Annotated in this window: 27 protein-coding genes; 16 read left to right on the top strand and 11 right to left on the bottom strand. The window is 69.6% G+C overall.

What is annotated here, in order from left to right; all coding sequences use genetic code 11:
- Positions 1 to 33: 33 nt before the first annotated feature.
- The 4 genes from IG75_RS0125460 (at position 34) to IG75_RS0125445 (ending at position 3,513) form a co-directional block, all read left to right on the top strand.
- Positions 34 to 666 (top strand): maleylpyruvate isomerase family mycothiol-dependent enzyme, encoded by a 633-nt coding sequence (locus tag IG75_RS0125460; protein ID WP_030523901.1) that lies wholly within the window; start codon positions 34 to 36, stop codon positions 664 to 666.
- A gap of 173 nt (positions 667 to 839) precedes the next feature.
- On the top strand, positions 840 to 1,913 hold the full coding sequence (gene cobT, locus IG75_RS0125455) for a nicotinate-nucleotide--dimethylbenzimidazole phosphoribosyltransferase (RefSeq protein ID WP_030523902.1): 1,074 nt from the start codon (positions 840 to 842) through the stop codon (positions 1,911 to 1,913).
- Between the two features lie 22 nt (positions 1,914 to 1,935).
- The gene (locus IG75_RS0125450) at positions 1,936 to 2,688 is read left to right on the top strand and encodes an adenosylcobinamide-GDP ribazoletransferase (RefSeq protein ID WP_030523903.1); all 753 of its coding nucleotides are present in this window, start codon (positions 1,936 to 1,938) and stop codon (positions 2,686 to 2,688) included.
- Positions 2,689 to 2,799: 111 nt separating this feature from the next.
- The gene (locus IG75_RS0125445; RefSeq protein ID WP_030523904.1) at positions 2,800 to 3,513 is read left to right on the top strand and encodes an MBL fold metallo-hydrolase; all 714 of its coding nucleotides are present in this window, start codon (positions 2,800 to 2,802) and stop codon (positions 3,511 to 3,513) included.
- 66 nt (positions 3,514 to 3,579) lie between these two features.
- On the opposite strand, the gene IG75_RS0125440 is transcribed toward IG75_RS0125445, so the two are convergent.
- The 3 genes from IG75_RS0125440 to IG75_RS0125430 all read right to left on the bottom strand — a co-directional run bounded on the left by IG75_RS0125440 (position 3,580) and on the right by IG75_RS0125430 (position 6,586).
- Complete coding sequence (locus tag IG75_RS0125440; protein ID WP_030523905.1) at positions 3,580 to 4,680, bottom strand: branched-chain amino acid aminotransferase; 1,101 nt, start codon at positions 4,678 to 4,680, stop codon at positions 3,580 to 3,582.
- A gap of 114 nt (positions 4,681 to 4,794) precedes the next feature.
- The gene (gcvT, locus tag IG75_RS0125435; RefSeq protein WP_030523906.1) at positions 4,795 to 5,889 is read right to left on the bottom strand and encodes a glycine cleavage system aminomethyltransferase GcvT; all 1,095 of its coding nucleotides are present in this window, start codon (positions 5,887 to 5,889) and stop codon (positions 4,795 to 4,797) included.
- A gap of 85 nt (positions 5,890 to 5,974) precedes the next feature.
- Positions 5,975 to 6,586 (bottom strand): GNAT family N-acetyltransferase, encoded by a 612-nt coding sequence (locus IG75_RS0125430; protein WP_030523907.1) that lies wholly within the window; start codon positions 6,584 to 6,586, stop codon positions 5,975 to 5,977.
- Between the two features lie 99 nt (positions 6,587 to 6,685).
- Here IG75_RS0125430 and IG75_RS0125425 point away from each other — a divergent pair, with 99 nt between their 5' ends.
- A complete protein-coding gene (locus IG75_RS0125425; RefSeq protein ID WP_051714912.1) occupies positions 6,686 to 7,486 on the top strand; it encodes a TetR/AcrR family transcriptional regulator in 801 nt (266 codons plus the stop codon).
- 9 nt (positions 7,487 to 7,495) lie between these two features.
- Positions 7,496 to 9,007 carry a leucyl aminopeptidase gene (locus IG75_RS0125420; protein WP_030523909.1) on the top strand — a complete coding sequence of 504 codons (1,512 nt, stop codon included), beginning with the start codon at positions 7,496 to 7,498 and terminating at the stop codon, positions 9,005 to 9,007.
- 309 nt (positions 9,008 to 9,316) lie between these two features.
- On the opposite strand, the gene IG75_RS0125415 is transcribed toward IG75_RS0125420, so the two are convergent.
- Positions 9,317 to 9,670, bottom strand: a complete 354-nt coding sequence (locus tag IG75_RS0125415) for a hypothetical protein (RefSeq protein WP_030523910.1) — start codon at positions 9,668 to 9,670, stop codon at positions 9,317 to 9,319.
- Positions 9,671 to 9,925: 255 nt separating this feature from the next.
- On the opposite strand from IG75_RS0125415, the gene sucB reads away from it, so the two are divergent.
- The 6 genes from sucB (at position 9,926) to IG75_RS0125385 (ending at position 15,451) form a co-directional block, all read left to right on the top strand.
- Complete coding sequence (sucB, locus tag IG75_RS0125410) at positions 9,926 to 11,686, top strand: 2-oxoglutarate dehydrogenase, E2 component, dihydrolipoamide succinyltransferase (protein ID WP_030523911.1); 1,761 nt, start codon at positions 9,926 to 9,928, stop codon at positions 11,684 to 11,686.
- Positions 11,687 to 11,698: 12 nt separating this feature from the next.
- Entirely contained in the window at positions 11,699 to 12,589 is an 891-nt protein-coding gene (locus IG75_RS0125405) for a TIGR01777 family oxidoreductase (RefSeq protein WP_030523912.1), read from the top strand.
- Entirely contained in the window at positions 12,586 to 13,110 is a 525-nt protein-coding gene (locus IG75_RS0125400) for a GNAT family N-acetyltransferase (RefSeq protein WP_030523913.1), read from the top strand. The genes IG75_RS0125405 and IG75_RS0125400 overlap by 4 nt, the downstream gene beginning before the upstream one ends.
- Entirely contained in the window at positions 13,107 to 13,886 is a 780-nt protein-coding gene (gene lipB, locus IG75_RS0125395; protein ID WP_030525995.1) for a lipoyl(octanoyl) transferase LipB, read from the top strand. Before IG75_RS0125400 ends, lipB begins: the two co-directional genes overlap by 4 nt.
- Complete coding sequence (gene lipA / locus IG75_RS0125390) at positions 13,883 to 14,905, top strand: lipoyl synthase (protein WP_030523915.1); 1,023 nt, start codon at positions 13,883 to 13,885, stop codon at positions 14,903 to 14,905. Before lipB ends, lipA begins: the two co-directional genes overlap by 4 nt.
- A 183-nt stretch (positions 14,906 to 15,088) precedes the next feature.
- On the top strand, positions 15,089 to 15,451 hold the full coding sequence (locus IG75_RS0125385) for an AAA family ATPase (RefSeq protein WP_081877131.1): 363 nt from the start codon (positions 15,089 to 15,091) through the stop codon (positions 15,449 to 15,451).
- On the opposite strand, the gene IG75_RS0125380 is transcribed toward IG75_RS0125385, so the two are convergent.
- Positions 15,428 to 16,156, bottom strand: a complete 729-nt coding sequence (locus IG75_RS0125380; protein ID WP_030523917.1) for a nuclear transport factor 2 family protein — start codon at positions 16,154 to 16,156, stop codon at positions 15,428 to 15,430. The two genes, IG75_RS0125385 and IG75_RS0125380, sit on opposite strands and share 24 nt — an antisense overlap.
- Before the next feature lie 121 nt (positions 16,157 to 16,277).
- Here IG75_RS0125380 and IG75_RS0125375 point away from each other — a divergent pair, with 121 nt between their 5' ends.
- The gene (locus tag IG75_RS0125375; RefSeq protein WP_030523918.1) at positions 16,278 to 16,895 is read left to right on the top strand and encodes a TetR/AcrR family transcriptional regulator; all 618 of its coding nucleotides are present in this window, start codon (positions 16,278 to 16,280) and stop codon (positions 16,893 to 16,895) included.
- Between the two features lie 38 nt (positions 16,896 to 16,933).
- On the opposite strand, the gene IG75_RS0125370 is transcribed toward IG75_RS0125375, so the two are convergent.
- Genes IG75_RS0125370 through IG75_RS0125355 form a run of 4 tightly spaced genes read right to left on the bottom strand, consistent with a single transcriptional unit; the run spans position 16,934 to position 19,962 of the window.
- Positions 16,934 to 17,416, bottom strand: a complete 483-nt coding sequence (locus IG75_RS0125370) for a hypothetical protein (RefSeq protein ID WP_030523919.1) — start codon at positions 17,414 to 17,416, stop codon at positions 16,934 to 16,936.
- 32 nt (positions 17,417 to 17,448) lie between these two features.
- Positions 17,449 to 18,366 carry an SMP-30/gluconolactonase/LRE family protein gene (locus tag IG75_RS0125365; protein ID WP_030523920.1) on the bottom strand — a complete coding sequence of 306 codons (918 nt, stop codon included), beginning with the start codon at positions 18,364 to 18,366 and terminating at the stop codon, positions 17,449 to 17,451.
- Between the two features lie 13 nt (positions 18,367 to 18,379).
- Positions 18,380 to 19,012, bottom strand: a complete 633-nt coding sequence (locus IG75_RS0125360; RefSeq protein ID WP_030523921.1) for an NAD(P)-dependent oxidoreductase — start codon at positions 19,010 to 19,012, stop codon at positions 18,380 to 18,382.
- Complete coding sequence (locus IG75_RS0125355) at positions 19,009 to 19,962, bottom strand: EamA family transporter (protein WP_245713212.1); 954 nt, start codon at positions 19,960 to 19,962, stop codon at positions 19,009 to 19,011. The genes IG75_RS0125360 and IG75_RS0125355 overlap by 4 nt, the downstream gene beginning before the upstream one ends.
- Before the next feature lie 79 nt (positions 19,963 to 20,041).
- Here IG75_RS0125355 and IG75_RS0125350 point away from each other — a divergent pair, with 79 nt between their 5' ends.
- Positions 20,042 to 20,932, top strand: coding sequence for a LysR family transcriptional regulator (locus tag IG75_RS0125350; RefSeq protein WP_030523923.1), 891 nt, complete (start codon positions 20,042 to 20,044; stop codon positions 20,930 to 20,932).
- 3 nt (positions 20,933 to 20,935) lie between these two features.
- Here IG75_RS0125350 and IG75_RS0125345 read toward each other — a convergent pair whose 3' ends face one another.
- Positions 20,936 to 21,325 (bottom strand): MarR family winged helix-turn-helix transcriptional regulator, encoded by a 390-nt coding sequence (locus IG75_RS0125345; protein ID WP_030523924.1) that lies wholly within the window; start codon positions 21,323 to 21,325, stop codon positions 20,936 to 20,938.
- A gap of 100 nt (positions 21,326 to 21,425) precedes the next feature.
- Here IG75_RS0125345 and IG75_RS0125340 point away from each other — a divergent pair, with 100 nt between their 5' ends.
- Together IG75_RS0125340 and IG75_RS37535 are read left to right on the top strand one after the other, a co-directional pair.
- The gene (locus IG75_RS0125340) at positions 21,426 to 22,868 is read left to right on the top strand and encodes an MFS transporter (RefSeq protein WP_030523925.1); all 1,443 of its coding nucleotides are present in this window, start codon (positions 21,426 to 21,428) and stop codon (positions 22,866 to 22,868) included.
- Positions 22,869 to 23,042: 174 nt separating this feature from the next.
- The gene (locus IG75_RS37535) at positions 23,043 to 23,567 is read left to right on the top strand and encodes a CAP family protein (RefSeq protein WP_051714910.1); all 525 of its coding nucleotides are present in this window, start codon (positions 23,043 to 23,045) and stop codon (positions 23,565 to 23,567) included.
- 33 nt (positions 23,568 to 23,600) lie between these two features.
- On the opposite strand, the gene IG75_RS0125330 is transcribed toward IG75_RS37535, so the two are convergent.
- Positions 23,601 to 24,527, bottom strand: a complete 927-nt coding sequence (locus IG75_RS0125330) for an NAD-dependent epimerase/dehydratase family protein (protein ID WP_030523927.1) — start codon at positions 24,525 to 24,527, stop codon at positions 23,601 to 23,603.
- Between the last annotated feature and the right edge of the window lie 114 nt (positions 24,528 to 24,641).

Genomic DNA, 24,641 nt, shown 5'->3' with positions numbered 1-24,641 from the left:
GGAGTGCGGTGCTTGAATCGTGCGGTGCAGACCATGCCGCGCGCCGATATCTGGGCGGCGATACATCACGAACGGGCCGCCCTGGCCGACGAGCTCGCCGACCTGACCCCACAGCAATGGTCGGCGCCCTCCCTGTGCGGCCGGTGGTCGGTACAGGAGGTCGTCGCCCATCTCACCGCGGCCGCGAGCACCGGGCGGCTGCGCTGGATCCGCAGTATGCTCGGCGCACGCTTCGACGCCGACCTGCACAATCAGCGCCGCATGCGGGAACATCTGGGCACCGGCCCGGCCGAGACCCTCGAGCGGTTCCGCGCGACGGTGACGAAAACCACGGCGCCGTCCGGGCACACTGCGGCGTGGCTCGGTGAGATCGTGGTGCACGGCAGCGATATCCGGTATCCGCTCGGACTGGCCGGTGCCCCCGCGCTGCCCGCGGTGACCGAGGTCGCCCGTTTCTTCGCCGCGCGCGATTTCACGGTCTCCGGCCGCACCGCCACCGCGGGACTGCACCTGCAGGCCACCGACGGGCCGTTCGACACCGGCACCGGACCATCGGTGCGGGGCGGCACGCTCGCGCTGGTCATGGCGATGGCCGGGCGCGCCGAGTACTGCGCCGAACTCAGCGGTCCGGGGGTGGCCACCCTGCGCGAACGGATCGGCGGATGACACCTGGCCGCGTACCCGGACCACCGGCCCCGGCCCCGGGCAGGTGATGGCCGGCCGGGTACCTCCCGACAGGCGCCGCGCACCGGGCAATATTGTCCGGGAGGTGGACACGCCCGCGAGACAGATCCCGGCGCGGTGCCGCCGCGACAGCACCCGATCGGAAGGCTCGAACAGTGACAGAGGGATTCGCACCCGTTGCCCCGCCGGATGCCGGTGCCCGCGCGGCCGCCGAGCAACGGCAGGCGTCGCTGACCAAACCGCCGGGGTCGCTGGGACGGCTGGAAGAGCTGGGCAACTGGGTGGCGGCCTGTCAGGGTGTCTGCCCGCCTAAACAGTTCGAGCAGGCGCGGGTCGTGGTGTTCGCCGGTGACCACGGGGTGGCGCGGCACGGCGTCTCGGCGTATCCCAGCGAGGTCACGGCGCAGATGGTCGCCAACTTCCGGGCAGGTGGAGCCGCGGTGAACGCCTTGGCCGGGATCGCCGGTGCCACCGTGCGGGTGGTGGATATCGCGGTGGACGCCGACACCGATCCCACGGTGAGCACCCACAAGGTGCGCCGGTCCAGCGGCGCGATCGACCGTGCGGACGCGCTCACCGCCGAGGAGGCCGCCGCCGCGCTCGCCGCCGGCGCGGCCATCGCCGACGAGGAGATCGACGCCGGGGCCGACCTGCTGATCGCCGGGGATATGGGCATCGGTAACACCACCCCCGCCACCGCGCTCATCGCCACCCTCACCGGGATCGAACCGGTGCGGGCGGTAGGCCGGGGCACGGGTGTCGACGACTACGGGTGGATGCGCAAGGTGGCCGCCGTCCGCGACGCCATGTGGCGGGCCCGGCCCGTCGCCCGGGACAGTGTCGAATTGCTGCGCGTGGCCGGTGGCGCCGATATCGCCGCCATGACCGGCTTCCTGGCCCGGGCCGCCGCCCGGCGGACCCCGGTGCTGCTCGACGGGCTCATCGTCACCGCGGCCGCGCTGATCGCCGAGGATCTGGCGGCGGGCGCGGCGCACTGGTGGGTGGCCGCCCACCGGTCCACCGAGCCCGCGCACGCCGAAGCGCTGAGCAAACTGAAACTCACCCCGGTACTGGATCTGGATATGCGGCTGGGTGAGGGGTCCGGCGCGCTCACCGCGCTCCCCGTCCTGCGGGCCGCTGTCGCCGTACTCGCGGAGATGGCGACCTTCGCCGACGCCGGAGTCAGTACCGCGGACGCCGAACCGGCCACCGTCGACCTGCAGAAATGACCGCCGCGACGAGCCGCGCCCGATGCTGACCCCGCTGCGTCTCACCTTCTCCTGGCTCACGGTGCTGCCGGTGCGCGGGCCGAGCGAGGTGGACCGCCGGGCGGCGGGCCGGGCCATCGCGCTGGCACCGCTCGCCGGGATCGGGCTCGGGCTGGTCGCGGCCGCGCTGCTGTGGGTGCTGGCGCCCGCGGGGATCGCCGCCGGATTCGTCGCGGTCGCGGCCCTGGCACTGCTGACCCGGGGTATGCATCTGGACGGGCTGGCCGACACGTTCGACGGTCTCGGGGTCTACGGATCGCCCGAACGCGCGCGGGAGGTGATGAAGAGTGGGGGCGCCGGGCCGTTCGGGGTGGCCGCGATCGTGCTGGCCGCCGGCGTCCAGGCGGGCGCGTTCACCACACTGGCGGCCACCGGTCATTGGGCGGCGGTCGTGGCGGCGGTGGGTCTGGGCCGCGTCGCGGTGGTCGCCGCTTGCCGTCGCGGGATCGACCCGGCGCCCGGCGCCTGGTTCGGCGCGATGGTCGCCGGAACCCAGTCCCGTTCCGCGGTTATCGGCTGGGCCGCCGCGGGCACGGCGGCGGCCGTCGTCGCGGTGCCCGAACTGCCATGGACCGGGCCGCTGGTCGCGCTGGTGGCACTCGCCGCCGCGACCCACCTGGTCGGCCACGCGGTCCGCCGGATCGGTGGGCTCTCGGGTGATCTCCTCGGCACGGCGGTGGAACTCACCACCGCGCTGGCGGCCCTGGGTTTCGCGCTGGCCGCGAACTCTGTCTGAGCCACCGGAACTCCGTCCGGTCCACAAAGCCCGGCCCCCTCCGATGTCGCCAGGCCTCAATAGTGCGAACGCAGCGTCTCACCGCTCCACCGCGCCCCATAAGGTGGGGGTATGTCAGCCGAGCGCTTCTACTTCCGTCAACTCCTGGCCGGCCGTGATTTCGCCGTCGGGGACCCGATCGCCACGCAGATGCGCAACTTCGCCTATCTGGTCGGTGACCGGGACACCGGTGACTGTGTCGTCGTCGATCCCGCCTACGCGGCGGGCGATCTGGCCGATATCGCCGAGAACGACGGACTGAAACTGTCCGGGGTACTGGTCACCCACCACCACCCGGACCATATCGGCGGCAGCATGATGGGGTTCACCCTGCGCGGGGTGCGGGAACTGCTCGAGCAGGCCACGGTACCGGTGCACGTGAACGATCAGGAGAAGACCTGGGTCGCCGATGTCACCGGTATCGCCCCCAGCGAACTCACCGGCCACGGACACGGCGACAAGCTGAGTGTCGGCGCCTTCGATATCGAGTTCTTACACACCCCGGGCCACACCCCCGGCAGCCAGTGCTTCCTGGTCGACGGCAAACTCATCGCCGGCGACACCCTGTTCATCGACGGTTGCGGGCGTACCGATTTCCCGGGCGGTGACTCCGACACCATGTTCCGCAGCCTGCGCTACCTGGCGGATATGCCGATCAATCCGGAGGTCTACCCGGGGCACTGGTACTCGCAGGACCCGCACGCCTCCCTGAACAGCATCCGCGACAACAACTACGTGCTGCGGCCACGGTCGCTCGGCGAATGGCACGCTCTCATGCCGGGCTGATCGACGGGTCCCCGGGCACCGGGCACCGCGCTCGGTACCCGGGTGAGCGGTGGCTCCGGCGTCCGGTCAGAGCACCCGCATCCACTGGTGCACATCGGCGAAGGTACCGCGCTGGATACCGGTGAGCGTGTCGCGTAGCGCCATGGTCACCTCACCCGGCTCGCCGCCGCCGATGGTGAATTCACCGTCGGGCCCGAACACGGAACCGACCGGGGTGATCACGGCCGCGGTCCCGCAGGCGAAAACCTCGGTGATCTCACCGGATTCCGCACCGGCCCGCCAGTCGTCGACGGAGATCTTGCGCTCGGTCACCGGATAGCCGGAATCCGCCGCCAGGGTCAGTAGTGAATCCCGGGTGATACCCGGCAGCAGCGACCCGGACAGTTCCGGAGTGACCAGCCGCGCGTCCGATCCGGAGCCGTAGACGAAGAACAGGTTGTTGGTGCCCATCTCCTCGACATAGCGGCGTTCGACCGCGTCCAGCCACACCACCTGATCGCAGCCCTTGGCGGTGGCCTCGGCCTGCGCCAGCAGCGAGGCCGCGTAGTTACCGGCCACCTTGGCCTCACCGGTACCGCCGGGCGCGGCCCGGACGTACTCGGTAGACAGCCACACGCGCACCGGTTTCACACCGCGCGGGAAGTAGGCGCCGGCCGGGGAACCGAGCAGCAGGTACTTGTAGGCGGAGGCGGGCTTCACACCCAGTCCGGCCTCGGTGGCGAACATGAACGGCCGCAGGTAGAGCGACTCCTCGCCGCCCGCGGCGGGCACCCACTCCGCGTCGACATCGAGTAGCTGGCGCACCGATTCGATGAACAGCTCTTCGGGGAGTTCGGCCATCGCCAACCGGCGCGCGGACCGGCGGAACCGGGCCGCGTTGGCGTCGATCCGGAAACAGGCCACCTGCCCGTCCGGCTGACGGTAGGCCTTGAGCCCTTCGAAGATCGCCTGGCCGTAGTGGAACACCATGGTGGCCGGATCCAGGGTCAGCGCGCCGTAGGGTTCCACGACCGCGTTGGTCCAGCCGTCGGCCTCGGTGTAATCGATGGTGACCATATGGTCGGTGAAAAAGCGGCCGAAACCGGGGGCCGACAGAATCTCCTGTACCCGCTGCGCCGGGGTGGGCGCAGGATGAGGGATACGGGCGAACTGTGCAGCAGCGGTCATGACCAGCAGTCTATGTCCTGGGTCCGCACCGAATCCGCGGTGGTCCGTCTCGCGCGCCGGACGGGTCCGGACCGGCCGCGCCACAGCCGGTCACGGCGCCCCGGCCCGACCGTCTCAGCTGGTGTGCGCTTCGACGAACGGCGGCCGTACCACCGTGCAGCGCAGCGACCGGCCGCGGACGTCCACCGCGACCTCGGTGCCGACCTGCACCGCCGGGTCCAGCAGCGCCAGTGCGATCCCGGCCTGCTTGGTCGGCGAGAAGGTGCCGGAGGTGGTCACCCCGACCTTCGCGCCGTCCAGCAGCACGTCCTGGTTCTCCCGCGGGATCCCGCGGTCGAGCGCTTCCAGGCCGAGCAGGGTACGGCGCGGGCCGGCCGCCCGTTCCGCTTCCAGCGCGGCCTTGCCCCAGAAATCCGCTTTGGCCCAGCCCACCGCCCACGACGCGCGCGCCTGCACCGGCGTGATCTCGGGGGACAGTTCGTGCCCGTGCAGCGGATAGCCCATCTCGGTACGCAGGGTGTCGCGGGCACCGAGCCCGGCGACCTGGCCGCCGGTCGCCCGCACCTGCTCCACCAGGGCCCGGAACAGTGCCTCGGCGCCGTCCCAGCGCGGCAGGAGTTCATAACCGTGTTCACCGGTGTAGCCGGTCCGGCACACGCGCACCGGCTGCCCGGACCAGTCCGCATCGGCGAACGCCATATAGGACAGGTCCACCGGGAGTCCCAGCGCGGTGAGCACCTCCGCCGACCGCGGCCCCTGGACGGCGAAGACACCGTAGGCGCGGTGCTCCCCCGTGACCGTGATCGCCGGCGGCGCGGCCGCCGCCAGTTTCTGCACCACCGCCGCGGTATTGGCCGCGTTCGGCACCAGGAAGATCTCGTCGTCGCGGACGAAATAGGCGATGAGATCGTCGACCACGCCACCGTCGGAGTTGCAGCACAGCGTGTACTGCGCCCGGCCCGGACCGATCCGGCCCAGATCGTTGGTCAACGCCGAGTTCACGAATTCGGCCGCCCCCGCGCCGCGCACGGTCGCCTTCCCGAGATGACTCACGTCGAACAGGCCCACCGACTCCCGCACCGCGGTGTGCTCGGCCACTGTGCCCGCGTACGAGACCGGCATCTCCCAGCCGCCGAACGGGGCGAATTTCGCTCCGAGTTCGACATGCACTCCGTGGACAGGGCCCTGTTGCAGCTCGGCGTCACTCACCGGGCGAGCTTAGCCCGGTCCCGGCCGGGACCGGGCTGCCACCGCGCCGGGTCCGGTCGGCGGCTGCCGCGCCGTGACCGGCGGGTCAGGCCTCGAACCACATGGGGATCAGCGTGGGCCCCTCCTCGGGCAGGGTGTGCGTTTCGCCGGTGCGGACGAAACCCTGCCGGGTGTAGAGCCGCGCCGAACGTTCGGTGCTGGCCTCCAGGTACGCCGGGAGCCCCGCGGCACTGAACTGCCGGGTCCGCTCGGTGAGGATGGCCGCGCCCGCGCCCCGCCCCCGGTACTCCGGCACCGTGATGATCAGCTCCAGATAGCTGTGCGGGAATCTGCGCGGATGCTCTTGGGCCAGCAATTCCATCACATAGGCCGAACGCTGCAGCGGACGCAGTTCCGGCGCCTGGTCCGCGTGCCCACGCGCCGCGGCGGCGTCGGCGATCAGCCGGTCGGCCGAGGTGAGCTTCTGCCAGAACGAGATCGCCCAGATCTCGCCGTCGCCACCGGCCACCCAGATCTCGTCGTCCCGCAGGCCCCGGTCGATGAGCTGCGGAACCCACTCGTCGAGGAACTGATCCCACGGATAGTCGCGCATGATCCACTCGGTGACCGCCTCGTCGACGGTCGCTTTCCGGAACGCCTTCGTCAGCGGTTCGAGATCACTCGTTCCGGCGCGCCGCACGGTCAATTCTGTTCCCATACCGCCTCCTGTGAATGGTGTTACCAACAGCGAACTTATGTATTCCATCTGCGGAAAGCCACTATTTCGTCACGCTATTTCGTGTGATGGAATAGCGCTGTGACAGCGTGCGCGATATGCAGTGGAGTCCTGCGGCAACCGGACCGCGGCCGCCGGCGCCGGTACTGTTCCCGCTCCTGCCAGGCCCGCGCCTACCGGGCCCGGCGCCGGACACCCGCCGCACCGCCGCGTCCGCGGCCCCAGCGGTTGTCCAAACTCGTGATCGCCCACGCGGCGGTCGCCCTGGCCGACCGCGCGGGCACCGACGGCCTGACCATGCGCCGCCTGGCCGGCGAGCTGGGGGTGGCCACCGCCGCGCTGTACCGCTACTTCGACGACCGGGCACAACTACTGGTCGCGATGACCGATCTCGTACTCGCCGAAACCCCACCCCCGCCGCCGCATCTGGTCGACCGGCGGGCCCGGATCAGGTACGAGGCGGAGCAGGAGTGGCAGATCTACCGGCGGCATCCGTGGATCCTCACGGTGCTGGCGCGGATCCGCCCACCGCTGGGCCTTTCCCTCTTCGACACCCTGGAACGGACGCTGAGCGCGCTCGACACACCGGACATGTCCAGGACACAGCTCATCTCGACGTATCTGAGTTACTCCGCGCTGGTACAGGGACTCGCCCTGGTGTGGACCGCGGAACGATCGGACCGGATCGGTGGCCCGGATGCGGCCGCCGAGGTACCGGCCGAGGTGGCCGCACTCGTCGACCCGGTCGCGCGCCCGGCCCTGTACAAGGCGTTCGGTCCCACCGGGCCCCCGCCCGACCTCGATTTCGACGGGCTGCTCACCGACGCGGTGGACATGCTGCTCGACGGCGTCGCGGTACGTCGTACCGGGTCCACCGAATAGCCTGGGGCCATGACCGCAGTCGCAGATCGTCCGCTCGGACCGGAATTGGCACGTACCCAGACCATCGAACCCGGCACCGACGTCCTCGTCGTCGGCCTGGCCACCACAGATGACGGTCCCGTCCTCGTCCCCGAGGACCTCTTCGGCGATGTGCTCGACACCGATGTACGCACCCGGCTGCTCGACCAGCTCACCGCGGTCGGCGCCACGGGCAAAGCCGAACAGCTGGTCCGGATTCCCGCCCCCACCGGCCTGGACGACGTCGCCAGTGTGCTGGCCGTCGGGCTCGGCGGCGCCGCGGATATCGACGCCGAGCAGATCCGCCGCAGCGCCGGGGTGGCCGCCCGCTCCCTGACCGGGGTCGCGCGCGCGGTCACCACCCTGTCCGGCCTGGATATCGGCGCCGCCGTGGAGGGTTTCTACCTCGGCGCCTACTCGTTCACCCCGTTCCGCTCCCCGAAATCCGCGCCGAAGCCGCAAGCCGCGCCGCCGGCCCGCGTCGAACTGCTCGTCCCGGAACCCGAATTCGGCGGCGACGCGCTGCTGCGCGCCCAGCTCACCTCCGAGGCCGTGGCCACCGCCCGCGATTTCGTCAACACCCCGCCGAGCCATCTGTACCCGGCCGAATTCGCCCGCCGTAGCGCTTTGCTGGCCGAGGGCGCCGGCCTCGAGGTCGAGGTACTCGATGAGAAAGCCTTGGAAGACGGCGGTTTCGGCGGAGTGCTCGGGGTGGGTAAGGGTTCGTCGCGTCCGCCGCGCCTGGTCCGGCTCACCTATCGGGGCGGCGACAAGAAAGTCGCGCTGGTCGGTAAGGGCATCACCTTCGACACCGGCGGTATCTCCATCAAACCGGCCGCGAACATGGAGAACATGACCTCGGATATGGCCGGCGCGGCCGCGGTCGTGGCGACGACCCTGCTCGCCGCGCGGCTGAGCCTGCCGGTCACCGTGATCGCGACCGTCCCGATGGCGGAGAACATGCCGTCGAGCACCGCCCAGCGCCCCGGCGACGTGCTCACCCAGTACGGCGGCACCACCATCGAGGTCACCAATACCGACGCCGAGGGCCGGCTCATCCTGGCCGACGCCATGGTCCGCGCCGGTGAGGACGACCCGGACTACCTCATCGATGTCGCCACTCTCACCGGCGCCCAGATGGTGGCGCTGGGCACCCGCACCCCGGGTGTGATGGGTACCGACGAATTCCGCGACCGGGTGGCCCGGATCTCGCAGGGTGTGGGTGAACACGGCTGGCCGATGCCGCTGCCCGAGGAGTTGCGTGCCGATCTGGACTCCAAGGTCGCCGATATGGTCAACGCGACATCGCATCGGTGGGGCGGCATGCTCGTCGCGGGCACGTATCTGAAGGAGTTCGTGCCCGAGGGCGTGGAATGGGCCCATATCGATATCGCGGGCCCGGCCTACAACACCGGTGGGCCCTTCGGCTACATCGGCAAGGGCGGCACCGGCGTCCCGGTCCGCACCCTCATCGCCGTGCTCGAGGATATCGCCGCCGAATAGCGGCCCGCGGTTTGCCGGGCGGCCGTCCGGTCGCCCCAGCAACCGGAACGGGGGCAGGGGTCGCGCTGCCGAATTGCGGCGGCGCGGCCCGGGTGTTTCCGCCGGCGGGCAGGCGGTGGCGACATCCGCGACCGCCTGCCCGCCAGGCGCCCGGGTGCCGGGCTCGCCGGCCTGTTCGCGCCGGTTACCGCCGATCCCGCCGGCAGCCGAACCGGCCGCGAGATCCGGCAGGACGCGCGTGCCCCGGACGGCTCCGGCCACGCGGGCCGGTGCGGTGGCACGCCCGCCGGGTTCCTGCCCGGCAGGCGTTCACAGCTCGCCGAGTTCGCGCTCGGCCGCACGTCGGCGCTCGATCCGCCTGCGCGCGTCGTAATCGCGCATACGCTGCGGATACCCGGTGCGCTCCACGTCGTACACCGGGATCGACAGATCCCGCGCGAGGCGGCGGGCGCCGCCTTCGCCGACGACCCGCCGGGTCCATTCACCATCTGCGGCAACCAGCACCACCGTGACATCCGTCACAGTGGTCTTCGGTTCGACGAAGCCCTCGACCCCGGTGTGTGCGCGCACCCACTCGCGCAGATAGCGGGTCTCCGCGCCTCGACCTCCGGAAACTCCGCTGCGCCCGGCCGTGACACGACGGAAACGGTCCAGCAAACCCATTGCCGCCGACCTCCTGTTGACCACCCGAATCCCGCCGCATCCGGCGGTGATTCCATGGTGCCAGCTACCAAAATTGGATGCCCTCCGGTAAACGCGTCGCGCGGCGAATGCAAGGATGGTGGACGGAACAACAACCACACGGATCTCCGGCGCCGCGCAGAATGAACGCCGGCTGGAACACCGCCGCGACCCGCGGCAGGATCCACCGGAACGAACTGTTGTAGACCCGTCGAGCAGTTAGAGGAGTCAACGGACATGGCCTTCTCCGTCCAGATGCCCGCTCTTGGTGAGAGCGTCACCGAGGGAACGGTGACACGGTGGCTGAAGCAGGAAGGAGACACGGTCGAGGTCGACGAGCCGCTGCTCGAGGTCTCCACCGACAAGGTCGACACCGAGATCCCGTCCCCCGCGGCGGGTGTGTTGACGAAGATCGTCGCCAATGAGGACGACGTCGTCGAGGTGGGTGGCGAACTGGGTGTCATCGGTGACGCCGGCGAGGCCGCCGAGCCCGCCCCGGCTCCCGAACCGGCCGCCGCCGAACCCGCATCCGCTCCCGCCGAGCAGACCCAGCAGGCCCCCACCGAACCGGAACCGGCACCCGCCCCGAGCCAGGCTCCCGCCGCCGACTCCGCGGCCTCCGGTACCTCGGTGAAGATGCCGGAACTCGGCGAATCGGTCACCGAGGGCACCGTGACCCGGTGGCTCAAGGCGATCGGCGACGAGGTCGCGGTCGACGAGCCGCTGCTCGAGGTTTCCACCGACAAGGTCGACACCGAGATCCCGTCCCCTGTCGCGGGCACCCTGCTGGAGATCACCGCGCAGGAAGACGACGTGGTCGAGGTCGGCGGTCAGCTCGGTGTGATCGGCTCCGGCGCTCCCGCGACCGGTTCGGCCCCCGCACCGGCACCTGCCCCGACCCCCGAGCCCGAACCGGCTCCCGCGCCCGCTCCGGCTCCGGCCCCCGCTCCGGCCCCTGAACCGGCACCGGCGCCTGTCCCCGCTCCGGCACCCGCTGCCGCTGCTCCGGCCCCCGCCGCCCAGGCGCCCGCGCCGGCTGCCTCCGCCAACGGCGCCACCCCGTACGTCACCCCGCTGGTCCGCAAACTGGCCGAGGAGAACGGCGTCGATTTGGCGTCGGTCACCGGTTCGGGTGTCGGCGGCCGGATCCGCAAGCAGGACGTGCTCGCCGCCGCCGAGTCCAAGAAGGCTCCGGCCGCCGCGGCTCCGGCGGCCGCCGCTCCCGCCGCGGCACCGGCCAAGGCGGCCACCGCCCCCAGCCCCGCGCTGGCGGCCCTGCGTGGAACCACCAAGAAGGCCAACCGGATCCGGCAGATCACCGCGACCAAGACCCTGGAGTCGCTGCAGACCACCGCGCAGCTCACCCAGGTACACGAGGCCGATGTCACCAAGATCGCCGCATTGCGCAAGCAGGCCAAGGCCGATTTCGCCAAGCGCGAGGGCGTGAACCTGACCTTCCTGCCGTTCTTCGCCAAGGCCGTGGTGGAAGCGCTCGGAGTGCACCCGAACGTCAATGCCAGCTACGACGCGAACAGCAAGGAGATCACCTACCACGCGTCGGTGCACCTGGGTATCGCGGTCGACACCGAACAGGGTCTGCTCTCCCCGGTGATCCACAACGCCAGCGACCTGTCGCTGGCCGGCCTGGCCCGCGCCATCGCCGATATCGCCAACCGGGCCCGCACCGGCGGCCTGAAGCCGGACGAACTGTCCGGTGGCACCTTCACCATCACCAATATCGGCAGCCAGGGCGCCCTGTTCGATACCCCGATCCTGGTCCCGCCGCAGGCGGCGATGCTGGGTACGGGTGCCATCGTGAAGCGCCCGACCGTGGTCACCGACGAGTCCGGTAGCGAGTTCATCGGCGTCCGCTCGATGTGCTACCTGCCGCTGACCTACGATCACCGCCTCGTCGACGGTGCGGATGCCGGCCGGTTCCTCACGACCATCCGGCACCGCCTGGAAGAGGCGGCGTTCGAGGCCGATCTCGGCCTGTAAGGGGCGACGACGATGTCGGTTGTGGTGGCCGGTTCGTCCGGACTGATCGGAACCGCGCTCGTCGCGGCGTTGCGCCGCGACGGGGAGCAGGTGATCCGGCTGGTCCGGCGACCGGCCGCCGCGCCCGACGAGCGTCGCTGGGATCCCGCCCAGGGGGAACTCGACCCGGGGATCCTGGACGGCGTCGACGCGGTGGTGAACCTGTGCGGGGCCGGTATCGGCGACAAACGCTGGACCGGCGCGTACAAACAACTGCTCCGCGACAGCCGGATCACCCCGACCGATGTCCTCGCGACGGCGGTGGCCCGGGCCGGTGTCCCGACGCTGGTCAATGCCAGCGGAGTCCACTACTACGGGGACACCGGTGTGCGCGCGGTGGACGAGAGCGGCCCCCCGGGAACCGGTTTCCTGCCCACGCTGTGTCACGACTGGGAAGCCGCGACCCACGCCGCCACCGAGGCCGGGGCCCGCACGGTCCTGCTGCGCAGCGGCGTCGTACTCACCGGCGCCGGTGGCATGCTGCCCCAACTGCGCACACTGTTCCTGCTGGGTCTGGGCGGCCGGCTGGGCAGCGGACGCCAGTATCAGCCGTGGATCTCGCTCGACGACGAGATCGGCGCGATCCGGCATGCGCTCACCAGCGAAGCGGTACGGGGTCCGCTCAATGTCGTGGGTCCCGCCCCGGTCACCAATGCCGCCTTCACCCGCGCGCTCGGTAAGGCCCTGAATCGGCCGACACCGCTGTTCGTCCCGGGTATCGCGCTGCGCCTGGTGATCGGCGAGTTCGCCGAGGAAGCGATCCTGCACAGTCCGCGGGCCCTGCCGCGGGTGCTCGAGGAAACCGGTTACGAGTTCCGCCACGCCACCGTCGGCGCGGCGCTGGCCGCCGCGGTGGGCCGGTGACCGCCGGCGTCACCTCGGTCCGGGAGGCGCGGACCGAGGATCTTCCCGCGATCCTGGAGATCCACAACCGCGCCATCGCCGAAACCACGGCCATCTGGGACGACGAACCCGTGGCACTCGACGAGCGCATCGCCTGGTTCCGCAACCGCACCGAGCACGGCCGTCCCGTACTGGTCGCCGAGGTCGGCGGCGAACTCGCCGGATACGCCAGTTACGGGCCGTGGCGGCCCAAATCCGGCTATCGCCACACCGTGGAGAATTCGGTCTATATCGCCGATCGGTTCCAGCGACGCGGTATCGGCGCCACCCTGCTGGCCGAGCTGATCGCCCGCGCCGAGCAGGCCGGTGATATCCACGCCATGGTCGCGGCCATCGAATCGAGCAATACCGGTTCGATCGCCCTGCACGAACGATTCGGTTTCCGTACGGTGGGCGTACTTCCGGAGGTGGGCCGCAAGTTCGGCCGCTGGATGGATCTGACGCTGATGCAGCTCACCCTGGAGATGAGCGTAACGTCATGAAGGTGAACAACACCCGCACCGCAACCCGGTCGGCTCGCTACGACAGCACCCCCGTCGACGTGCGTGAACTGGGTCTCATCGACTATCGGCAGGCGTGGGATCTGCAGCGTGAACTCGCCGCCCTCCGGGCGGACGGCGCCGGTACCGACACCTTGCTCCTGCTCGAACACCCCTCCGTCTACACCGCGGGCCGCCGTACCGAGGAGGCCGATCGGCCCACCGACGGCAGTCCCGTGATCGATGTGGACCGGGGCGGCAAGATCACCTGGCACGGTCCGGGACAGCTGGTCGGCTACCCCATCATCCGGCTCGCCGAACCGATCGATGTGGTCGACTACGTCCGGCGTCTCGAACAGGCTCTCATCCGGACCGTCACCGATCTCGGCATCGAATGCGGACGGGTCCCCGGACGCTCCGGTGTCTGGCTGCCCGCGTCCGGGTTGCTGCCCGAGCGCAAGATCGCCTCGATCGGGATCCGGGTGCAGCGCGGGGTCACCCTGCACGGCATCTCGCTGAACTGCAATGCCGATCTCGGCGCGTTCGGCGCCATCATCGCCTGCGGGATCCGCGATGTCGGCTCGACCAGCCTGAGCCAGGAACTCGGCCGCGAGGTCACCGTCGCCGACATCACACCGCGTATCGCCGAGATCATTCCGGCCGCACTCGACGGTGAGATCCCGGTCACCGAGCACGATATCCCGCGGGCCGCCACCCCGGCCGTCGCGGACCCCGCCGCCGCCACCGCGGCACGCGATCCGAAAGGTGCCACCGCATGACCTCCGCCCAAGCCCCCGCCGGCCGCAAACTGCTGCGCATCGAGGCCCGCAACGCCGAGACCCCGATCGAGCGCAAACCCGGCTGGATCCGCACCCGCGCCACCATGGGCCCGGAATACACCGAGCTCAAGGGACTGGTGAAACGCGAGGGCCTGCACACGGTCTGCGAGGAAGCGGGCTGCCCCAATATCTTCGAATGCTGGGAGGACCGCGAGGCCACCTTCCTCATCGGCGGCGAACAGTGCACCCGGCGTTGCGACTTCTGCCAGATCGACACCGGCAAGCCTTCGCCGCTGGACCGTGACGAACCCCGCCGGGTCGCCGAGAGTGTCCAGGCCATGGGCCTGCGCTACTCCACCATCACCGGCGTCGCCCGCGACGACCTCGAGGACGGCGGCGCCTGGCTCTACGCCGAAACCGTACGGGCCATCAAGAAACTCAACCCGGCCACCGGCGTCGAACTGCTCATCCCCGATTTCAACGCGAAACCGGATCAGCTCGCCGAGGTTTTCTCCTCCCGCCCCGAGGTCCTCGCGCACAACCTGGAGACCGTGCCCCGGGTGTTCAAGCGGATCCGCCCCGCCTTCCGCTACGAACGGTCCCTCGAGGTGCTCACCGCGGCCCGCGCCGACGGCCTGGTCACCAAGTCCAATCTGATCCTCGGTATGGGCGAAACCCCCGACGAGGTCACCCAGGCCATGCGCGACCTGCACGAGGCGGGCTGCGACATCCTCACCATCACCCAGTACCTGCGCCCCTCGCCGCGCCACCACCCGGTGGACCGCTGGGTGAAACCCGAGGAGTTCGTGGAGCATTCGAAGGTCGCCGAGGAGATCGGTTTCGCCGGAGTGATGGCCGGACCGCTGGTGCGCTCCTCCTACCGCGCGGGCCGGTTGTACGCCCAGGCCATGGCCCACCACGGCCGCCCCATCCCGGAAGCCATGGCACATCTCGCCGCCGAGGGCACCGCCACCCAGGAGGCCAGCGCCGTCCTGGAACGGTTCGGGTCCCGGGTCTGATCGCTTGCGTCCGGTGGCGGATGGGGTCCGCCACCGGATGCGCACTCGCACGCTGCTACGACGGCAACCCCCGGCCCCAGCCGTTCGTCCAGGGGCCGCTGAACCGGCAGATCCACAACCCCCATACCGGCAGATCCACAAGAATTGGTTCGGCAGATCCACAACCGCAGATGGCATCGGTTCATGCGCCAAGGAGTGGATTACCTGCCCCGGCGGGCTGCGGAACTGGTCGAGGAGGCTCTGCGCGACACGCGGGTAGTAATCGTCAACGGAGCCAGGCAGACCGGGAAGAGCACCCTGGCCGAGCATTGCGCCGCCGACTACCCCCAGGTCGTGAAACGGTATCTCGACGACCCCCGAACCCGAGCGTCGGCCCAGCAAGACCCGGTTGCGTTCCTGGACGCCCCAGGCCTCATGCTCATCGACGAGGTGCAGCGGGTCCCCGAACTCTGGCTCGCCATCAAACATCGGGTGGACCGTGATCCACGCCCGGGCCGTTTCTTGCTCACCGGCTCCGCTCGGCTAGAGCTTCAGGCGCTGCAGTAGCGCCGGGATCTTGGACGCCGACATGAGCGCCTTGAACTGCCAGCTGTCGTCGCGCGGGAGGATTCCGCCGCGCTGGGTGACATCGAAGGCGTCGTAGAGGGTTTCGCCCTCCTCCATCAGCCCTTCGGCGTTGAAGTGGTAGCGGTCGACCGCGGGACATTGGATGAAGCGGCCGTTGCCGTAGAGCACGGGCGCGCTGCTGTCGTAGGGGTAGAGGCGCAGAGGTCCGTCCCAGTGACCGCTGCCTATGTAGCGGATGACGACTCGCACCCGCCCCTCGGGGGTCACGTCGAGGTAGACCTGGCCGGGCAGCGGGTCATAACGCCAATCCGGGATGGCGTCGAAGAAGGCGAAATTGTATTTCACGAATTCGTCGATCCCGACGATGGTGCGGCCGAAGGTGGTGACGTCGGTGTAGCGGACGTCGGGCGCGTAGAGCTCGTGGTTGATGCTCATATCCCGCACCAGGAAACTCCACCAGTATTTCTTCGCCCACTCCATGAGCCAGGACAGGTCCTGGCCGAGTTTGCTGTAGAGCTCCAGTTTCCGGTCGAATTCGACGAACCACTCCTGGGTGGTGGCCTGCAGTTCCGGTTCCGGGGTCACCCGGATGGGTACCGCGCGGTTGGCGTCGAGGTATTCGGGGGCCGGCCGGGCGAGGCGGGGACGGCGCAGGGCTTGCTGGAACTGTTCGTCACTGAACACGGCACGAGCCTTTCGACGAGTGCGACCCGGGGTCGCGGTCGAGCTACAACTTGAATCGTATGATTCATGTTGAATCAGGTGATGTCAATCAATCCCGGTAGACCGATGCGAGGATGAGTCGGTGAACGCACCCAAGCTGTGGCGCGGCCGGACGCTGGACGCCAGATCCGCGGAACGTCGCGAACAACTCGTGGACGTCGGTTTCGAGTTGCTCGGTACCGACGGCTCGGCCGCGGTCACCATGCGGGCGGTGACCCGCCTGGCCAATCTGAGCCCCCGCTATTTCTACGAGAGTTTCGCCGACCGCCGGGCCCTGATCGTCGCCGTCTACGACCGCCTGGAAACCGAACTGCTCACCCGGTTGAGCACGGTCGACCCCGGCGGGGATCTGCACACCACGATCCGTGCGGCACTGCAGATCTGCGCCGCCTACTTCGAGGAGGACCCGCGCCGGGCCCGGGTCCTGCTGCGCGAACCACTCACCGACGACGCCCTGCGCGCCCACAGCGCCGACCGCCTCCCCGCCTTCCTGCGCACCATGGTGCCGGCGCTGGGCGAGGAGGTCGGGGCGCTGATACCCGACAGCGAGGAGACGCTCACAATCATCGGTACCGCGCTGGGCGGGGCCCTCGTCGCCCTCTACGTGGACTGGATCGACGGACGGCTTCCGGTACCGCGGGACCGCCTCGTCGACACCGCGACCGCCCTCGTGCTGTCACTGGCCCGCACCTCCACCTGACGCACGGACAACGCACGGACACCCCGCGACGCGCTCGTTCACCAGCCGTGTTCGCGCACCAGCTCCACTTTCGCCTGGCCGAGCAGCCCCGCCTGCAGCGATTCGCAATGCGCCCACCAGTCCGGGTGGGCCGCGGGGTCACGGACGGCGGCATGCAGTCCCTCGGCGTGAGCGACGATTTCGGCCCGCAACGCGTCCGAGCAGATGATCTCGACCCGTTTCTCGGCCAGCCAGACACTTTCGATCAGCCGCTTCAAATCCTCCGGCACACCGCCCCGCTCGCGCACATCGAGCTCCGATTGCAGCCGCTGCGCCGTCTCCAGATAGCCGAGAATCGCGGACTTCAGTTCTTCCCGGTGCGCGAGGCGGCTCTCGGCCAGTAATTCGAGCCTCGACTGCCGGGCCGAACTTCGTTGCACCAGCAGCGTTGCCGAGGCGCCGAGCGCGGCACCCAGCAGGGGCATCAGACTCGTCAGCAACGTCGAAACCACACCCGGCGACATGGCTTCATCCTCCACCATCGACAGCCCTGCTGCCGCCGGCCCGATACCGCTCACGGGCCGACCACGACGACGTCGTAGGCGGTAGCCGGGGTCGGCGGCGTGGTGAACCGGGCATTGGGCAGGTAGAGGCGCTCCTCGAAAGCCGCCACTGTCGTCGGGACATCGAAGCGCTGGTCGCGCAGGCGGCGCTCGACCGTGCCACGGGCGCCCGTATGGTCGAACCTCACCTCGGCGATCGCGCCGAGCCTGTTCTGCACCACGAGTAATCTGCCCTCGCGCCACAGCAGTCCATCACCGTAGGGCACCGACTCGGCACCGAGGTCGATCGTCTCCGCCGCACCCGTCGCCGGGTCGACGCGGTAGAGCCGCCCGGTCGCCGACTGCACCACGATCAGCCCGGCGCCGCCCGGCGCACCGACGATCCCGTTGGCATTGATCGTGTCCGGCGAGAACTCGATATCACCGGTCAGCCGTAGCGTCTCCGCCTTCCCGGGCAGCGCACCCGAGGGACCGAGGGGCAGGTGGTACAGCACGGGCGTATGCGAATCGGTGAACCACGCACCCGAAGAGGTGAGTGCCACGTCGTTGACGAACGGATCCGCCGATCCGAACCGGTAGCGCGCCAGTACTTCACCCGTCCCGGTATCGATCACACGGGCGTCTCCCCCGGTGCCACCGGCGACGAACAGCCGACCGTACGGGTCGAGCGCGAGCCCGAGCGCCGGCGTACCCGGTCCCGGACTCAGTACCTCGCCACGACCGGTCCGGAGATCGACTCGGTAGATGGTGCCGTCCACGCGTGATCCGAGGTAGGCGACCGGCGCCGAACCGATCGCGATACCTTCCGGCGCGAACCCCGCGGGTAGTTCTATCGTGGCCGGAAAGTTCCGCGGCTCTGCGCAGCCGGGCACGAGGAGCGCCGTGCCGAACACCACAAGGGTGATCACCCTGTCGAGAACCCGCCGCATCCCGATCTCCGGTTCAGTAGCCGACCGTGAAATGTTGCACTCCACCGGGCTGCTCGAGTTCGTCGACGATCGCGACGGCGAGATCCTCGGCCGAGATCCGGGAGTTTCCGGCAGCGTCGACCAGGAGCGTGGTGGTCCCGCGCCGGTATCTTCCCGTGCGCGATGCCGGCTCGAGGACGGCGGGCGGACTCAGATAGACCCAATCGGCCGGATGGGCGCGGCAGGCATCCAGTTGAGCGACGCTGGCGCCCGCGATCGTCCGGATCGGCTCGGGCACGTATTCGGGGCTGTCGATGACAAGCCGCTCGGGATGCGCCGGGTTCCGCAGGGGCGCGGCACCACCCACGACGAGGACGCGAACTCCGTGCGTGGCCGCCGCGTCGAGCAGCGCGCCGGTGCTCGCGGCCACCGTATGCTCCTGACCGGGAGCCGGCCGGGTAGCGACCACGAGAGCATCCGCACCGGCCGACAACTCGCTCATCCGTGAGCGGTCGTGCGCGTCGCACCGGACGGCGACCACCCCGGGCGGCAGTAGGATCGGCCGCGCGCTCCGGAAGACGGCCACCGGTTCGTGTCCGCGGTGGGCGGCTTCGGCGACGACTCGGGAACCGACCATCCCGGCGGCTCCGACGACAGCGATCTTCATCGCGATATCTCCTTCGTGACGAGGGTGACGGGGGTGCCGCGCCGCCGGGCCGGCGCGGGTAGCTGGCCCGCGACGATCGCCGCCAGCGAAAGCCCGAATCCCACGAGCTGGATCGGGCCGAGGACCTGGCCGAGCAGCACGGCCCCGAGAACGGCGGCGACCAGCGGCGAGAGCAATGTGAGGATCGCGACGGAGTTCACCGGGAGGGTGGTGACACCGCGGAACCACAGCACATAGGCGAGGAGCCCACCGAACAGGCCGAGCCAGAGATATCCGAGCGCAGCGGACAGGCCGATCTCCGGCGGCGGCCCTTCGACCAGGACCGTGAGCGGCGCCAGGAACAATCCACCCGCCGTGAGCTGCCAGCCGGCGAAAGCGGTCGGACCCACCCCGGCGGGCCGGCCCCAGCGTTTGGTGAGCGTCAGCCCCAAAGCCATCGAGGCCGCACCACCCAGACCGGCGGCGACCCCGACGGGGTCGAAGGCCGCGGCCGGCCCGAGCACCACCAGACCGACGCCCGCCAATCCGATCACACCCCAGGCCATCCGCCATCCGGAAGGACTTTCGTGCAGCACGGCCACCGCCAGCACCGCGACGACCAGCGGTTGCGCGGCCGCGAGGGTGGCGGCGACGCCACCGGGCAGCCGTTCGGCCGCAATGAACAACAGCGGGAACAGCAGGCCGATATTGAGGACCCCGAGTACCGCGGCCTTACCCCACCACGCGCCGCGCGGCAGCGTTCGGGTGAGGGCGAGCGCGATCAACCCGGCCGGTAGTGCGCGCAGCAGGCCCGCGAACAGCGGATGCCCCGGCGGGAGCAGTTCGGTCGTGACGATATAGGTCGTGCCCCAGGCGACCGGCGCGAACGCGGTGAGCGCGGCCCGGGGCAGATCACCCCGGCGGGATTCCCCGGCCCCCACGGGGACCTCCTGTGCAGCTGGACTTTTCACTCTCGAAGTCTCACCCCACGGCTATTGATGAGTCCAACACATGTTTGTCACTCGAACAATCTCGATACATGATTGATCCATGGAGCTGCAACAGCTGCGCTATGTGCTGGCCGTCGCCGAAACGAACAACTTCACCCGGGCGGCCCAGCGCTGCCTGGTCGTCCAATCCGCACTCAGCCACCAGATCGCCCGCCTGGAACGCGAACTCGGCGCGAAACTGTTCGAGCGCACCAGCCGCCGGGTCCGGCTGACCCCCGCGGGCGTTGCCTTCCTACCGGCCGCGCGCCAATGCCTGGACGCCGCCGAACGCGCCGCCGCCGCGGCCGCCGCCGCCGTGGGTGAAGTGCGCGGCCGGCTCGCCGTCGGCCTGATCCCCTCGGTCACCGCGGTCGATCTCCCCGCCGCGCTGCGCGTTTTCCGCGGCCGCTACCCCCGTGTCCGCATCAGTCTCCGGGTCGGCGCGAGCGACGAACTCACCGAACAGGTCCGCGAAGGCACCCTCGATATCGCCTTTCTCGGACTGCCGACCACGGCACGGCCGCGGGGAGTCACCGCCCATGAACTCGCCCGTGATCGCCTCGTCGCCGTGGTCGCCCCCGAGCATCCGCTCGCCCGCGAAGCCTCGGTCGACCTGCTGCGCCTATCCACCGAAACCTTCGTCGACCTCCCGGCCGGGACCGCCGGGCGCGCGCAATCCGATCAGGCCTTCGCCGCCGCGGGAATCGACCGTGAGGTCGCCTTCGAGGTCTCGTCCGCCGAATACATCGCCCGCCTCGTCGAACAGGACCTGGGCGTGGCCATGCTGCCTTCCGCCTACGCACCGCAGCTCACCGGGGTGGTCACCGTCGAGGTCTCCGACGCCCCCGCCCGGGTGGAGTACATCGTCTGGAACAGCTTCTCCCGCACCCCCGCGGCCTCGGCTTTTCTCGCCGTTCTCGATATTCCCGCCCCGTCGGACTCCGGGGTATAACCGTCAGACCAGATGCTTGCGCAGCACTTCCTGATGGGTCGGGCGGGCGTCTTCCAGCCGTGCGCGCCCCTCCGCGGTGAGGGCCAGGAAGTTGGCACGGCGATCGAAATCACAGGCCGCCCGCTCCACCAGCCCGGCTTTTTCCAGCCGGGTCACCGTTCGCGAGAGCGCGCTCTGACTCAGGTACATCTCGGCCTCGATGTCCTTCATCTTGACCTTGTCCGCCTGCTCCATACCGCAGCGCCCGCCCAGGACCTGCAGCAACTCGAATTCGCTGAGCCCGAGCCGATGCCGGGCCTGCAGCGCGTTCTCGAGTTCGCACGAGGTGACGTGGTAGCGACGTAGCGTTTCGGACCACTTCGCGCAGACATCATTGTCGGAGTCGTGGTACATGGCCCGAGATTAGCATGTCAAGTCATTTTATGCCCATGCATTACATGCCGAGGCATTACATGCGTTGACATTCAATGCTCGTGCATTTAAGTTCTCTCGGGTGACCCTCACCGCACCAACCCCGCAGAACCTCGCCGCCGCAACGGCTACCGCACCGGCCGCCGGCCGCTGGGGACCGAAGCTGTGGGCGATCCTGTTCGTCGCCGGACTGGCGATGTTCCTCGACGCGCTCGACGTCTCCATGGTCGGCGTGGCACTCCCCTCCATAGGCCACGACCTGGGCCTCGACACCTCCGCCCTACAGTGGATCGTCAACGGCTACATCCTCGGTTACGGCGGCCTGCTGCTCCTCGGCGGACGTGCCGCCGACCTGCTCGGCCGCCGCCAGGTCTTCCTGACCGCCCTGGTGGTCTTCGGTATCGCCTCGCTCGTCGGCGGGCTCGTCGACGCCGGCTGGCTGCTGATCGCCACCCGGATCGTCAAAGGTGTAGCCGCCGCCTTCACCGCCCCGGCCGCCCTCTCGATCATCACCACGACATTCAAAGAGGGCCCGGACCGCAACCGGGCACTGTCGATCTTCACCATCTTCGGCGCCACCGGATACGCCTCCGGCCTGATCGTCTCGGGCCTGCTCACCGGTATCGACTGGCGGCTCACCTTCTACATGCCCGTGGTGGTCGTCGCCGTGGTCCTCGTCGCCGCCTACATCGTGGTGCCGCGCACCATCGAAAAAGAGGAGGGACGTATCGATTTCACCGGCGCCGCCCTGCTGACCGGCGGAATGCTCGCCGCGGTCTACACCATCGTCACCGCCCCGGAGACCGGTTTCACCGCGACCGTCGTCGCGACCACCGTACTGGCGGTCGGACTGCTCAGCGCGTTCTTCGTGACGGAGAAGCGGGTGAGCCATCCGCTGGTGCGGCTGAGCATCTTCCGGGTGAAGTCGATCGTGCGGGCCAACCTCGCGGCGCTGGCCATCTTCGGCTCCTACCTCAGCTTCCAGACCATCGTCTCGCTGTACCTGCAGAACACCCTGCAGTGGGAGCCGTTGCAGATGGCACTCGCGATGGCCCCCACCGGCGTCATCGTCGCCATCCTGTCCCCGATGGCCGGTAAGCTCATCGACCGCTTCGGCACCGGCCCGATGATCCTGGCCGCGCTCACCTCGTTCGTCGGCGGCTACCTCTGGTTCCTCGCCCGCGGTGGCAGCCCCGACCCCGCCTACGCGGTCGATTACCTGCCCGCGTTCCTGCTGCTCGGCCTCGGTTTCGCGCTCGGCTTCTCCGCGGTCATGTCGCAGGCCACCGAAGGTATCGCCGACCATGAGCAGGGCCTGGCCTCCGGCCTGGTGCAGACCTCGTTCCAGATCGGCGGCGCGGTGGTCCTCGCCGTGGCCACAGGACTGATCAGCGGTGCGGCCACCGGCGGCATCGACGGTTACCGGCCGGGGCTCTACCTGGTCACCGCGGTCGCGGTGGTCGGCCTGCTGGCCTCGGCCACGGCGCTGCTGGCACGCAAACAGCCGGTCGCCGAACTCGCGTAGCGGTTTCCGGATCGAGAACGGGGTCGCCGGTTCGGCGGCCCCGTTCTCGGCACCGGGAAGTAGTGGTCTCGTCGGCCACACTACGACGGTTGATCATCCGGCCTGCCGAGCCGGTGAGGCCGTGTGGTCGGGCGTCACCGGGCGATCGCGGGTCCACTACCGGGTAGGAGTTCGATGAGAAAGCTCTGCGCCACGATCGCCGGTGTGGCGACGGCCGCCGCCATGGCGACACTTCCGGCAGCTGTTCCGGCCCGGGCGGAAACGTTCGCCGACCGGGCACTGGCCCTGCACAACCAGTACCGCGCCGATTACGGCGCCGCCCCACTGCAATGGGACACCGCACTCGCGGCAGAGGCACAGAAATGGGCCGAGGCCTGCGAATTCACCCATTCGCGGGCCGACGGCAGGTACGGGGAGAACCTCTACGCCGGCGGCGGGGAGAACGTCACCGTCGACCAGGCAATGCAGGCCTGGATGGCCGAAGCGGAACAGCACGACTACGGCAACCCGGTATTCTCCACCGCGACCGGTCACTTCACCCAGGTGGTGTGGAAGTCGACCACGAAGGTGGGGGTCGCCGTGGCCGACTGCCCGGCGGGGGCAATCTTCGATATGCCGTCGAAATTCGTGGTGGCGCGGTACGCGCCGCCCGGCAACGTCGAAGGCCGGTTCGAACAGAACGTAGGCAGACCCATCTAGGGCCGCGGGCAGCGCGTCACCCTCGCTGCCCGGCTAATGCCCCGCCCCTCCGATTTCGATGCCGTCCACCGACAGTTCCGTCAACGTCAGGACCTCGTGCAACGCATGCACTCCCGGGGACAGCCGCGGAGCCCGGGCAGTCGCCACCGCCGCGACCGCCGCGGTGGCCCGGGACTGATTGCTTCCCTGGGCCCAGCGGGTGATGCCGTCCGCCCCGCGGGCCAGCACGATCCACTCCTCCGAACCCGGGAGATGCACTCGCGGCGCATGCGCGGACCCGGGCAGCCATGTCAGGACAGCAAGTGCGGTGGTGGCGAACCGGGAATCCAGTCCGAAGTACGTGCGTACGGGGACGCCGAATTCACGGCGCAAGGTGTGCTGGTCGGAGAAGTCGAGGCGGTAGAGCAAACGCGGTTTGCCCTGCCCGGGCAGCAGGAATTTCGCCGGGCGACTGTAGTTGCGGATCCGTTCACCCCCGTCGTCGAAATGCCGCCCCAGCAGTCGGTACGACCATTCCGTCGCGGCCGCGCCGTGCCGCTCCCCTGCACCGAGTACCACCGCGAGATCGATCGGGCCCGGTGATTCTGCATGCACCGCGACAGCCAGTAGATCGGTCAATCCGGGAGCCAGACCGACATCCACCACGACAGGTCCCGCCGACGCCGACCGCCGCAACTCATCGATATAACCCGCGGTGGCAGTGACGTCGACGAACGCACATCCTGCCGCGCCCGCCCGGGCGGCCAACTCCGAATCCTCCGCGCCGGAGGCGTTCACGACGATATCGACCCCGGCCAGCGCCGCCGAATACTGCGTGAGCGCCGGATCCGCGAGATCGACCACCACATCGGCCCGCACGGGGTCGCGCCCGGCCGCCAGCACACTGTCACCCCGGCGTCGGAGCAAGGCGACCAGATGACTTCCGACCGCACCGTATCCACCGAGCACCAGGATCTTCACCGCGGCTCCCGGTCGATCATCGGCGAACCGCCCGGCCCGGAAGCCGACGCCGAGTGGCCGGAGCGAGTGGGCGGGCGCAACGGGCGGTTCTTCGCCCGGCGAGCAGAGTGGCGG

This window comes from Nocardia rhamnosiphila NBRC 108938 (assembly GCF_000720425.1).
Classification (GTDB): domain Bacteria; phylum Actinomycetota; class Actinomycetes; order Mycobacteriales; family Mycobacteriaceae; genus Nocardia; species Nocardia rhamnosiphila.
This window is presented reverse-complemented; position numbering and strand designations above follow the sequence as displayed.